2 protein-coding genes are annotated in these 14,044 nt (G+C 75.5%); both read right to left on the bottom strand.

Features of this window, described 5'->3' with window-relative positions:
- The coding region (locus tag IG74_RS0142075) for a type I polyketide synthase (RefSeq protein ID WP_030688543.1) at positions 1–1,977 on the bottom strand (1,977 nt) is incomplete at its 3' end.
- Between the two features lie 31 nt (positions 1,978–2,008).
- The coding region (locus IG74_RS0142070; RefSeq protein ID WP_030688541.1) for a type I polyketide synthase at positions 2,009–14,044 on the bottom strand (12,036 nt) is incomplete at its 5' end.

Genomic DNA, 14,044 nt, shown 5'->3' with positions numbered 1-14,044 from the left:
ACCCTGCGAGTGACCGAGCACCGCATCAGGCTCGACACCCACAGACGCCCACACCGCCGCCAACCCCACCATCACCGCAAAGCTCGCGGGCTGCACCACATCCACCCGCTCAAGCAACGCGGGCTCGACCTCACCCCGCAGCACGTCGACAAGCGACCAGTCCACCCACCGCTCCAGAGCAGCAGCACACTCCGCGACCCGCTCGACGAACACCGAAGAGGAATCGAGCAGTTCGCGCCCCATGCCCACCCACTGCGAACCCTGCCCGGGGAACACCCACACCACCTTGCCCGGCGTGCCCGTGCCGGTGACGAGGCCGGTCGCGTTCTCGCCGCGGGCGAGTGCCCGCAGGCCGGTCAGTGCCTCGTCGGTCGTGCCCGCCACCACCACCGCGCGCTCGCCGAGGACGGCCCGGCCCGCGGCCAGCGTCCCGGCGACCGCCGCGAGCGACGCCCCGTCGGTACCCGACTCCAGGTACGAGGCGAGGCGTTCGGCCTGCTCCGTCAGCGAAGCCGCAGTGCCCGCCGAGACCACCAGGGGCACCGCGCCCGAAGGCGCGCTCTCCTCCGTGACCGGGGCCTCGGGGGCCTCGGGGGCCTCCTCCAGGATCAGATGGGCGTTCGTGCCGCTGGCGCCGAACGCGGAGACCCCCGCCCGGCGCGCACGGCCGTTGCGCTCCCAGCCCCTGGCCTCGGTCAGCAGCTCCACCGCCCCGGCCGACCAGTCCACCTGCGGGGTGGGCGCGTCCACGTGCAGAGTCGCCGGGAGCACGCCGTGCCGCAGCGCCTGCACCATCTTGATCACACCGGCCACGCCGGACGCCGCCTGCGTATGGCCGATGACGGACTTCACCGAGCCGAGCCACAGCGGCCGCTCCGGGTCCCGGCCCTGCCCGTACGTGGCCATCAGTGCCTGGGCCTCGATCGGGTCGCCGAGGACCGTGCCGGTGCCGTGGCCCTCCACCGCGTCCACGTCCGACGGGGCGAGCCCGGCGCCGGCCAGCGCCTTGCGGATCACCCGCTGCTGCGCGGGGCCGTTGGGGGCCGTGAGGCCGTTGGAGGCGCCGTCCTGGTTCACCGCGCTGCCGCGGATCACCGCGAGGACCTGGTGGCCGCGCTCCCGGGCCACCGAAAGACGCTCAAGGAGCAGCACGCCCACGCCCTCGGCCCAGCCGGAGCCGTCGGCTCCGGCGGCGTAGGACTTGCAGCGGCCATCGAAGGCGAGCGCCCGCTGCCGCGCGAAGCCGACGAAGCCGCCCGGCGTCGCCATCACCGTCGAGCCGCCCGCGAGCGCCATCGTGCACTCGCCCCTGCGCAGCGCCTGCGCGGCCAGGTGGATCGCCACGAGGGACGAGGAGCACATGGTGTCGACGGTCACCGCGGGGCCTTCGAGTCCCAGGGTGTACGCGACGCGCCCGGAGGCGACGCCGCCCGCGGTGCCCAGGGCGCGCTCCAGGCTGAGGTACCCCTCGAAGCCGCTGAGGTCCGGGGCGTAGTCCTGGTGCACGATCCCGGCGAACACGCCGACGTCACCGCCGCGCATCGCGTGGGGGTCGATCCCGGCGCGTTCGAAGGTCTCCCAGGACACTTCGAGGAGCTGCCGCTGCTGCGGGTCCATCGCGAGGGCCTCGCGCGGCGAGATGCCGAAGAACCCGGCGTCGAACCGCGCCGCGTCGTGCAGGAAGGCACCCTCGCGCACGTACGTCGTACCGGGGTGGTCGGGGTCGGGGTGGTAGAGGCCCTCGACGTCCCAGCCCCGGTCGTCGGGGAAGGGGCCGTAGACGTCGGCGCCTTCGGACACCACGCGCCAGAGGTCCTCCGGGCCCCGGACGCCACCGGCGTAGCGGCAGGCCATGGAGACGATCGCGACGGGCTCCGCGGCGGCCGCGACGAGTGTGCTGTTCTCCTGCTGAAGCCGGGCGTTCTCCTTCAGCGAGGCACGCAGTGCCTCAATGACCTGCTCGTCTGGCGCCGACATAGCCATCCTTCCGGGACTCGTTCACAGGTGGTCAGCTCGTCTTGCCCAAGGCCCGTTGCACCAGGTCGGCAACGTCCATCGCGTCGATCAGCTCCGCGTCCGCGGCGCCCGTACGGGTAGCCGCGCCCGCGGCGGCCCCGGTGTCGGTCTCCGCCTCGGCCCCGGTCCCGGTCTCGGTCTCGGCGAGGCCGAGGAGGGCGTCGAGCACCCCGGCCTCCTTGAACCGGGTGAGCGGCACGGACGCCAGGACCCGCCTGAGGTCGTCCTCCCGCCCCGCGAGGCCGTCGTCGGCTTCCTTGAGGAGTTCGGTACGCAGATGGCCGACCAGCGCCTCCGGGGTGGGGTAGTCGAAGATCAGCGTGGCGGGCAGGCGCAGTCCGGTGGCCCCGTGCAGGCTGTTGCGCAGGTTGACGGCGGCCAGGGAGTCGAAGCCGACCTCCTGGAACGCCTGGCGCGGGCCGATGCCCTCCGCGCCGCCGTGGCCGAGGACCGTCGAGGCGTGGCCGCGGACCAGGCGCAGCAGGAGGCGGTGCTGCTCGGCGTCGGGGACCGCCCGCAAGGAGTCCGCGAGGGAGGCCGCGGTGTCGCTGTCCTCGCCGTCGTCCCGCGCCGCGTCGAGGACCGCCTTCGCCTCGGGCAGGTCGGCGAAGAGGGGGCTGGCGCGGACCGAAGTGAAGGCGGGGACGAAGGCGCCCCAGTCCATGTCGGCGACCGTCACGAACTTCTCGTCGCCCTGCACGGCCTGCACCATCGCGGTGACGGCCAGCTGCGGCGCCATGGGCAGGACGCCCCGGCGGCGGAGCTGGGCGAGGGCGGCCTCGTCCATGCCGACGCCGATCCCGTCGAGGGCTCCCCAGGCGATCGACGTCGCCCGCAGCCCCCGGGCCCGACGCCATTCGACCAGGGCGTCGAGGACGGCGTTCGCCGCGCCGGACGGCCCCTGGCCGCCACCGCCCCACACTCCGGCGATGGAGGAGAAGACGACGAACGCGTCGAGCGGCGTGTCCTCGAACAGCTCGTCCAGCCACACCGCCGTGTCCACCTTGGCCGCGAACACCTCGGCGAGGTCGTGTGCGCCGGTGTCGTCGACGGTACTGGTCCGCGTGATGTCGGCCGCGTGCACGACGGCGGTGAGCGGCTGCTCCGGGGGCGCCGCGGAGACGAGGCGCGCGAGCGCGTCCCGGTCGGTGTCCGCGCAGGACTCCACCACGGTGGCGAGGTCCAACCCAGCGATGTGGGCGCGGAGTTCGGCCATACTCCCTTCGGGGGCGTGCGGGGTGGTGGTGACGAGGAGCCGGTCGACGCCGGCGAGGGCGAGCCACAAGGAGACGTGCCTGCCGAGTCCTTCGGCGCCGCCGGTCACCAGGACCGTGCCCCGGGGCTGCCAGCCGGTGTCCCCCGCGGCCTCCGGCACGGCCTTGCGGACGAGCCTGCGCGCGTACACGCCCGACCTGCGGACCGCCAGCTGGTCCTCGCCCGCGGCGGAGTTCAGCACGCCGAGGAGCTGGCGGGCCGTGCGCGGCCCTGTCGCCGCGGGCAGGTCGACCAGGCCGCCCCAGCGGTCGAGCCGTTCGAGGGCGGCGGCGCGGCCGAGGCCCCACAGGGCCGCCTGCGCGGGTGAGGTGAGGGCGTCGTGGATGCCGATGTTCACCGCGCCCCTGGTGACGCACCACAGCGGCGGGGCGGCGCCGGTGTCGCCCAGCGCCTGGATGAGGGCGAGGGCGGCCGCCGTGACGGCGGTGGGGTCCTGCGGGGCGCCGCGCGCGCTCCGGTCGAGGGCGAGCAGCGAGAGCACACCGGTCACGTCGTGTTCGGCGAGGACTCCGGTCAGCCGTTCGGCGAGCCGCTCCCGGCCGCCGTCGGACGCGCCGACCTCCAGGAGGAGCGTGTCGAGCCCGAGGCCGGTCAGTTCGTCCAGGAGCGCGTCGGTGCCGCTGTCGTCGGTGCGTTCGGCCGGTACGACGACCAGCCACCGGCCACCGGGCACTCCGATGGCTTCGCGTGCGAGGGGCTGCCAGGTGACGTGGTAGCGCAGCTTCTCGGCCGCGGAGCGGCGGCGGCGCTTCCCGCGCCACTCGGCGAGCACGGGCACGAGGGTGGCGAGGGCGCCGAGCTGGTCGCCCGACGCCGTTTCGAGGAGGGCGCCGAGCGAGTCCGTGTCGGCTTGCTCGACGGCGGACCAGAAGGCGGAGTCCGAGCTGTCGGCGGCGCCGTCGGCGTCGGCCGTCGTCTCCGCCTCGCGCAGCCAGTAGTGCCGGCGGTCGAAGGCGTACGTGGGCAGGTCCGCGCGCGCGGGCCGGGCAAGGGCTCCGGCGGGCAGCACACCGGCCCAGTCGACGGCGACCCCGCGCACGAAGAGCTCGGCCGCCGACGTGAGGAGCCGTCGCAGGCCGCCGTCCTCGCGGCGCAGCGACCCGGTCACCACTGCTTCGGTGTCCGTGCCGTCGACGGCCTCGGTGACGGGCTGCACCAGGACCGGGTGGGCGCTGGCCTCCACGAACACGCCGTGGCCCTGGGAGAGCAGGTCGGCCACGGCGGGGCCGAACCGCACCTGTCCGCGCAGGTTGCGGTACCAGTACGAGCCGTCCAGGACCCCGGCGTCCTCCACCCAACTCCCCGTGACGGTCGAGTAGAACGGCACCACCGGAGCCTTCGCGTTCACCCCCGCCAGGGCTTCGGCAAGGGTGTTCTCGATGTCCTCGACGTGCCGGGAGTGCGAGGCGTAGTCCACGGCCACGCGCCGCACCCGCACCCCGGCACCGGAAAGCTCCTCCAGGACCTCGTCCAAGGCCTCGGCATCGCCCGCGATCACCACCGACGACGGGCTGTTCACCGCGGCCACCTCGACCCGGTCCGCCCACCGCTCCAGACGGGCGGCCGCCTCCTGCTCGCCGAGGGCGACGGACGCCATGCCGCCGCGCCCGGCCAGCTCCGCGGCAATGGTTCGGCTGCGCAAGGCCACCACCCGGGCCGCGTCCTCAAGGGACAGCGCACCCGCCACGCAGGCGGCCGCGATCTCCCCCTGGGAGTGCCCGAGCACCGCGTCCGGCTCGACCCCCACGGACGCCCACACGGAAGCCAGCCCGGCCATCACCGCGAAGCTGGCGGGCTGCACCACGTCCACCCGCTCCAACAACTCGGGCTCGACCTCACCCCGCAGTACGTCGACGAGCGACCAGTCGACCAGCGGCTCAAGGACGGCCGCGCACTCCGCGATCCGATCGGCGAACACCGGTGAGGCATCAAGGAGTTCACGCCCCATGCCCGCCCACTGCGAGCCCTGGCCCGGGAACACCAGCACGACCTTGCCGGGCGCGCCCGGGGCCGCGCTGCCGGACACCAGGTGCGGACCGCTCTCCCCCCGGGCCTGCGCGCGCAGCCCGGTCAGCGCCTCGGTGGGCGAATCGGCCACGACCACCGCGCGCTCACCGAGGACGGCCCGGCCCGACACCAGGGCCCCGGCCACTCCCGCGAGCGACGGACCACCAGTCCCCGACTCCACGTACGACACCAGCCGACCGGCCTGCCCCGCCAGCGAAGCCTGGCTATGCGCCGACACCACCAGCGGCACCACACCCACCGGCACGGTCTCCGCCGCGACGGGGTCCTCGGGGGCCTCCTCCAGGATCAGATGGGCGTTCGTGCCGCTGGCGCCGAACGCGGAGACGCCCGCCCGGCGCGGACGGCCGTTCCGCTCCCAGTTCCTGGCCTCGGTCAGCAGCTCCACCGCGCCCGCCGACCAGTCCACCTCGGCCGTCGGCTCGTCGACGTGCAGGGTGCGGGGCATGACCGCGTGGCGCAGCGCCAGCACCATCTTGATCACGCCCGCCACGCCCGCGGCGGCCTGCGTGTGACCGATGTTGGACTTCAACGAGCCCAGCCACAGGGGCTGTTCGGCGCCCCGACCCTGCCCGTACGTCGCCAGGAGTGCCTGGGCTTCGATCGGGTCGCCGAGGGCCGTGCCGGTCCCGTGGGCCTCCACCACGTCCACGTCCGCGGGCGCGAGCCCCGCCGTGTCGAGGGCCCGGCGGATCACTCGCTGCTGCGAGGGGCCGTTGGGGGCGGTGAGGCCGTTGGAGGCGCCGTCCTGGTTCACCGCGCTGCCCCGGATGACCGCGAGGACCTGGTGGCCGCGTTCCCGCGCGACCGAGAGGCGTTCCAGGACGACCACGCCCACGCCCTCGGCCCAGCCGGTGCCGTCGGCCGTCGCGGAGAAGGCCTTGCACCGGCCGTCGGCGGACAGACCGCGCTGCCGCGAGAACTCCAGGAAGGCGTCGGGACCGGCCATCACGGTCGCGCCACCGGCCAGGGCCATCGAGCACTCGCCCTGCCGCAGCGCCTGCGCGGCCAGGTGCATCGCGACCAGGGACGACGAGCACGCCGTGTCGACGGTGACCGCCGGGCCCTCGAAGCCGAACACGTACGACACCCGGCCCGACGCCACGCTCGACGCCGTACCGGTCATGAGGTAGCCCTGCACGTCCTCGGGCACCCGGTGGAGCCGGGACACGTAGTCGTGGTGGACGATCCCGGTGAAGACGCCGATGTCGCTGCCCCTGGCCGACAGCGGGTCGACGCCCGCCCGTTCCAGGGCCTCCCAGGAGGTTTCGAGGAGCAGCCGCTGCTGCGGGTCCATGGCGAGGGCCTCGCGCGGCGAGATGCCGAAGAGCCCGGCGTCGAACCGCGCGGCCTCGTGGAGGAATCCGCCCGAGCGCGTGTAGCTCGTGCCGGGGTGGCCCGGGTCCGGGTGGTACAGCCCCTCCAGGTCCCAGTCGCGGTCCACCGGGAAGCCGGAGACCGCGTCCCGGCCCTCCACGAGCAGCTGCCACAGCTCTTCGGGGCTGTCCGCTCCGCCGGGCAGCCGACTGCTCATCGCGACGATCGCGATGGGCTCGTCGGAAGCCGCTGCCGCCGTGGCGGGGGCGGGTGCCGCGGGCTGCTCGCCGAGCAGTTCGGCGCGCAGGAAGGCCGCGAGGAGGGCGGGGGTCGGGTGGTCGAAGACCAGGGAGCTGGGCAGGTCGACGCCGGTGAAGTCGCGCAGCCGGTTGCGGAGCTTGACGGCGCTGAGGGAGTCGAACCCGAGGTTCTTGAAGGGCTGCTCGTCGTCGAAGCGGTCGCCCTGGCGGTGGCCGAGCACGACCGCGGTGCTCTCCTGGACCAAGGAGAGGACCCTGCGGTGCTGCTCCGCGGCCGGGAGCCCGGCCAGCCGGTCGGTCAGCCGGTCGGTCAGCCGGTCGGCCAGCCGGTCGGCCAGCTGGTCGGTCCGTCGGCCGGTCAGCCGGTCGGTCAGCCGGTCGGCCATGGCGCCTCCGGTGTCTTCCCCGCGCGCGACCACGCGGCGGGTGACACCGGGCACCGCCGGTACGCCGGCGTCCTCGTACGGCGCGGAATCACGCGACGCGGGACCCTCCCCGGGCAGGGCTTCGAGGCTCAACGGGCCGAGGGCCGCGACGGGTTCACCGTCCGCGTCCGCCAGCTCCAGCAGGTGGCGGCCGTCCGGCCGCGGCGTGATCCGCAGCCGCAGCGAGGTGGCGCCCTCCGCGTACACCGCGAGCGCGGCGCAATCGGACAGGTCCCGGCCGGGGCTCCGGTCCAGGACGCGCAGCGCGGTGTCGACGAGCACGGGGTGCAGCGCGAAGTCGGCCGCCTCGGCTACGAGTTCGTCCGGGAGCGTGATTTCCGCGCAGGTGCGGCCGTCCTGCTGCCACACGCGCGTTCCGGGGAGCGGCGCGGAGGCATCCGCGGGCGGCTGCCAGGCCCGCAGGTCGAAGGCCGGGCGCGGCGCGCCGGGGACGAGGACCGCTCGGGCGTGGCACGTCCAGGGCGTTCGCTCCGGCCCTGCGGGGCGGCCGTGGACGGCGGCGCGGCGGCGCCCGTCCGGGCCCCGGGCGGTCACGGACACCCGCACGTGGGTGTGGCCGCGCTCCGGAACCGTCAACGGGCTCTCGACGACGACCTGTTCGAGGCCGCCGCAGCCCACTTCGTCACCGGCCCCGACGATCATGTCCAGGAGTACGGCGGCCGGAATCCGGGTGGTGCCGTCGGCCGCGGCCGGGCCGGGGAGGCGGCCCGGGCCGTGCGGTGCGAGCCGCCCGGTGAGCACGACACCGCCGCTGCCGTTGCCGCCGTCGTCGCCCGGTACGTCGATGACGGTGCCGAGCAGCGGGTGCCGGGCGCCGGTGGCGCCGAGGGCTTCCGCGTCGGCCGGTGCGGCGTCGTCGGACTCGACCCAGTACCGCTGGTGCTGGAACGCGTAGGTGGGCAGCTCGGTTCCGGCCGCCGCGGCCGGGTGGCCGAGTACGGCCGTCCAGTCCACGGACGTGCCGCGCACGTGCAGTTCGGCGAGCGCGGTCAGGACGTCGACGGCCTCCGCGCCGTCCTTGCGCAGGGTGGCGACGCAGCTCCGCTCCGGTGCGTCGGGCGAGCCGAGCGCCATCGCGGCGAGGGTCCCGCCCGGGCCCAGTTCGAGGAACGTCGTCGCGCCCCGCCGGGCGAGCGCGGTGACGGCGTCGCCGAACCGGACGGTGTTCCGCACCTGGTCGGCCCAGTGGCCGGGGTCGGCGAGCTGTCCGTCCTGGGCAAGGCCGCCGGTCAGTGTGGAGACGACGGGAAGGCCGCCCGGCCGGTACGACAGGCGCTCCGCGACCGCGCGGAACTCGTCGAGCATGGGGTCCATCAGCGGCGAGTGGAAGGCGTGGCTGACCGCCAGCCTCCGCGTCTTGCGGCCCCGGCGGGCCAGTGCGTCGGCGGCGGCGAGCACGGCGTTCTCGGCGCCGGAGAGCACCAGCGCGTCGGGGCCGTTGACCGCGGCCACGCAGACCGCGCCCCGGGCCCGGGCGAGCAGCGGCTCGACGTCGGCCTCGGTGGCCTGGACGGCGACCATCGCGCCGCCCTCGGGCAGGGCCTGCATCAACCGGCCGCGGGCCGCGACCAGTTCGCCCGCGTCGGCCAGGCCGAGCACTCCGGAGGCGTGCGCGGCGGTGAGCTCTCCGATCGAGTGCCCGGCGAGGAGGTCCGGCCGGACTCCCCAGGACTCGAAGAGCCGGAACAGCGCGGTCTCCAGGGCGAACAGGGCGGCCTGCGTGTACATGGTCCGGTCGAGGAGTTCGCTGCCGGGCGCCCCGGGAGCGGCGAACACCACGTCGTGCAGCGGGCGCTCCGCGAGGCCGCTCAGATGCGCCTCCACGGCGGCGCACGCGGCGGCGAAGGCGTCGCGGAAGACCGGGTAGGTGGCGGCCAGTTGACGGCCCATGCCCGCCCACTGGCTGCCCTGGCCGGCGAAAAGGAAGGCGAGCTTGCCCGCGACCGGGGTGCCGGAGACGACCGCGGGGCGTTCCTCGCCCCGGCCGACGGCGCGGAGGTCCGCGCCGAGCTGCGGCCGGTCGGACGCCAGGACGACGGCGCGGTGTTCGAGCCCGGCGCGCGTGGTGGCGAGGGCGTGCGCCGCGTCGGTGAGGCGTACGTCGGTCCTGTCGTCGAGGAAGCGGGCGAGCCGGTCGGCCTGGCCGCGCAGCCCGGCGGGCGTCCGCGCCGACACGGGCACGGGCACCGGCACCGGGAGGTCCGTCGGTTCGTCCGCGCGCCTGGGGTCGGGCGCGGCCGCCGCCGTGCCGGGGGCCTCTTCGATGACGACGTGCGCGTTGGTGCCGCCGATGCCGAAGGAGGACACGGCGGCCCGGCGCGGACGGCCCTCACGCGGCCAGTCACGGGCCTGTGTCAGCAGCTCCACGGCGCCCGCGGACCAGTCGATGCGGGACGACGGGCGGTCCACGTGCAGCGTTTTGGGGAGCGTGTCGTGGCGCATGGCCATGACCATCTTGATCACACCGGCGACGCCCGCCGCCGCCTGGGTGTGGCCGAGGTTCGACTTCACGGACCCCAGCCACAGCGGCCGTCCCGCGGGCCGGTCCTGGCCGTACGTCGCCAGGAGCGCCTGGGCCTCGATCGGGTCGCCGAGCGTGGTGCCCGTGCCGTGCGCCTCCACGGCGTCCACGTCCGACGTGCCGAGGCCCGCGTGGGCCAGGGCCTTGCGGATGACGCGCTGCTGCGCGGGGCCGTTGGGGGCCGTCAGGCCGTTCGACGCGCCGTCCTGGTTCACGGCGGAGCCGCGGACGACGGCCAGTACGGGATGGCCCCTGCGGCGGGCGTCCGACAGGCGCTCCACGAGGAGCAGTCCCACGCCCTCGGACCAGCCGGTGCCGTCGGCGCCGTCCGCGAACGCCTTGCACCGGCCGTCGGGGGCGAGTCCGCGCTGCCGGGAGAACTCGACGAACGTCTCCACGGTGCCCATCACCATCACGCCGCCGGCCAGGGCCATGGAGCACTCGCCGCGGTTCAGCGCCTGCGCGGCCGTGTGCAGGGCCACCAGGGAGGAGGAGCAGGCCGTGTCGATCGTGAGGGCGGGGCCCTCGAAGCCGAAGTGGTAGGCGACGCGGCCGGAGGCGACGCTGCCCGAGCCGCCGGTGAGGCGGAAGCCCTCGACACCGGCCGCCCGGTGCATGCGCACGCTGTAGTCGTGGCTGTTGACGCCGACGAAGACGCCGACGTCCTGCCCGGCCAGCGCGGTCGGGTCGATCGCGGCCCGCTCGAAGGCCTCCCAGGACGTTTCGAGGAGCAGCCGCTGCTGCGGGTCCATGGCGAGGGCCTCGTTCGGCGAGATGCCGAAGAAGGCGGCGTCGAACCCGGCGGCGTCGTCGAGGAAGGCGCCGTGGCGCACGTAGGTGGTGCCCTCGTGGTCGGGGTCCGCGTGGAAGAGCCGGTCGGTGTCCCAGCCCCGGTCGGCGGGGAACTCGGTGACGGCGTCGATCCCGTCGGCCACCACCCGCCAGAGGTCCTCCGGGCTGTGCACGCCCGCGGGGAAGCGGCACGCCATGGCGACGATGGCGATCGGCTCGTCGGTGGTCGGTGCGGGCATGCCGGGCCCGGCCGGGCGCTGCGCCGCCACGCCGAGGAGCCGATCGCCCAGGTGCGCGGCGAGCGCGGTCGGCTTCGGGTGGTCGAAGACCATCGCCGGGGAGAGGGTGAGCCCGGTCGCGGCGGCGAGCCGGTTGCGCAGCTCCACGGCGGTCAGCGAGTCGAACCCGGCCTCCTTGAAGGTCCGGTCCGCCCGCACGGCGTCGGCGGTGGTGTGCCCGAGCACCTCGGCGGCGTGCCGGCGCACCAGGTCGACGAGGGCCTCGGTCCGCTCGGCGGCGGCCAGGCCTGTGACGCGTTCCCGCAGCGCCGCGGGCCCGGCCGGTGCGGCCGTCCGGGCGGTGGGCCGCGGTGCCGGGGCGAGGCCGCGCAGCAGCGGCGGCAGCGGCTCTTCGGCCGCCGCGGCCCGCAGCGCGTTGAGGTCGAACTTCGCCGCCACGAGCGTTCCGGCCGCGTCCGCCGGGGTGTGCAGGGCGGCGTCGAGGAGGGCCATGCCCTCGGCCGGGGACAGTCCGACCATGCCGATGCGCCGGTTGCGCCGCAGGTCGGCGGCGCCCAGGTGCGCGGTCATGCCGCTGGCCGTCGCCCAGTAGCCCCAGGCCAGGGACACCGCGGGCAGGCCCGCCCGGTGCCGCTGACGCGCCAGGGCGTCCAGGGCGGCGTTGGCCGCCGCGTAGTTGGCCTGGCCCGGGTTGCCGAGGACGCCCGCCGCCGAGGAGAAGAGGACGAACGCGGCGAGGTCCAGGTCCCGGGTCAGCTCGTGCAGGTGCCGGGCGGCGTCCAACTTCGGCCGCAGCACGGTGTCGAGGCGTTCCGGGGTCAGTTCGGTGAGCACCCCGTCGTCCAGGACCCCGGCGGCGTGCACCACGGCGGTGAGGGGGTGCGCGGCGGGTATCGCCCGCAGCAGCGCCGCCACCTGGGCCCGGTCCGCCGTGTCGCAGGCGGCGAGGGTGACGGAGGCCCCCATCCCGGCCAGCTCGTCGCGCAGCTCCGGGGCCTGGCCCCGGCGGCCGGCCAGGACCAGGTGCCGGACGCCGTGCGCGGCGACGAGGTGCCGTGCCGTCACGGCGCCGAGCGTGCCGGTGCCGCCGGTGATCAGTACGGTGCCTTCGGGGTCCAGCGGCCGGGGCCGCCGCCCGGCTCCGGCGGGCGCCTCGCCCGCCGGGACGGACGCGCGTGCGAGGCGGGGCACCGACGCGACGCCGGCGCGCATCCTCAGCTGCGGTTCACCGCTCAGCAGCGCGGCGGGCAGGGCGTCCCGGGAGGCCTCGTCGAGGTCCACGAGGACGATCCGGCCCGGATGCTCCGACTGGGCCGAGCGCACCAGGCCCCACACGGCGGCCGCGTCGAGTTCGGCGTGGTCCCCGGTGACCACGGCGAGCCGGGTCCGCGCCAGGGCGGGCTCGGCGAGCCAGGCCTGGAGCACGGCGAGGGCCGCGCTGACCGGGACGCGGGGGTCGGCGGCCGCGCGCACGGCTTCGTACAGCAGCACATCAGGTGCGAGCGGACCCGCGGCGGTGGTGGTGACGTCCTCGCCGGTCGTGACGGTCACGCTGGCCGGCGGGCGCTCCACGGCGGGCAGCGCCAGTTCCTTCCAGTCGACGCGGAACAGCGCGTCGTGGGTCACCGCGCCGTCGGCTCCTTCCTGTTCTGCCTGTTCGGGGCAGAACGCCGCCCCGCGTACGGACGCGACGGTCATGACGGGCTGCCCCGTGGGGTCGGTCAGCCGCAGACCGGTGCCCTCCGGCGTGGTGTCGCCCGCTCGTACGTGGAGCGCGGTGGCGCCCGACGCCAGCAGGGTCACTCCGGTCCACACCGCCGGGACCGTGCCGTCGGCGATGACCGTACGGACGGCGGCTTCCAGCAGCGCGGGGTGTACGCCGTACCGGCCCGCGTCGCGGAGCGCGGCACCGTCCAGCGCGACCTCGGTCGCGGGTCCCGCCGCCGGGACCTCGACGGCACGGGTCGACAGCGTCCCGTGCGCGTGCCGGGTCCAGCGCGCGTCCAGGGGGGCGTCCCCGGCGCGGGAGTAGATCTCCACCGACCGCCGTCCCGCCCCGTCCGGCTCACCGAGGACGGCCTGGATGCCGCGGCTGCCCCGCCGCGGCAGCACCACGGGCGCGTCGACGGCGAGTTCGTCGAGTACGGGGGTGGCGGCCAGGTCGCCGAGCCGGACGGCCACTTCGACCAGGGCCGCGTTCGGCACCACGACCGCGTCCGACGCCAGGTGGTCCGCGAGCCAGGGCTGCGAGCGGAGCGACCACTTCGACGTGGCCATGAGACCGCTGGAGTCCGGCATGCCGACGACCGCGCCCAGCAGCGGATGGTCACCGGTGGTCTGCCCCAGCGAGGCCGCGTCGGTGGCCCGGTCGGCCGGCTCGAGCCAGTAGTGCTCGTGGTCGAAGGCGTACGTCGGCAGCTCCGCACGCGCGGCCCCTGCGGGCAGCACGGCGGCCCAGTCGACGGCCAGGCCCCGCACGAACAGCTCGGCCATCGAAGCCAGGAGCCGCCGCAGGCCACCCTCGTCACGGCGCAGCGACCCGGTCACCACCACATCGGCGTCGGCGGCGTCCACGGCCTCGGTGATCGGCTGCACGAGCACCGGGTGAGCACTCACCTCCAGGAACACCCCGTGGCCCTGGCCGAGCAGTTCGCGGACGGCCGGGCCGAACCGCACCTGTCCGCGCAGGTTGCGGTACCAGTACCGGCCGTCCAACACCCCGGCGTCCTCCACCCAACTGCCCGTGACGGTCGAGTAGAACGGCACCACCGGGGCCTTGGCCGTGACCCCGGCCAGGGCTTCGGCGAGGGTGTCGCCGATGTCCTCGACGTGACGGGTGTGCGAGGCGTAGTCCACGGCCACGCGCCGCACTCGTACGCCGTCACCGGAGAGCTCCCGCAGGGCCTCGTCCAAGGCCTCGGCGTCACCGGCGACCACGACGGAGGACGGCCCGTTGACAGCCGCGACCTCGACCCGATCCGACCAGGGCCCCAGACGCCCGGCCGCGTCCTCCTCGCTGAGGGCGACCGAGGCCATGCCCCCACGCCCGGCCAACCGCGCCGCGATCGCCTGACTCCGCAACGCCACCACCCGCGCCGCATCCTCAAGCGACAACGCACCCGCCACACAAGCCGCCGCGATCTCACCCTGCGA

The organism is Streptomyces sp. NRRL B-1347 (assembly GCF_000720325.1).
In the GTDB taxonomy this organism is placed as follows: domain Bacteria; phylum Actinomycetota; class Actinomycetes; order Streptomycetales; family Streptomycetaceae; genus Streptomyces.
The sequence above is the reverse complement of the archived record's forward strand: the minus strand, read 5'-3'. Positions and strand labels throughout refer to the sequence as shown.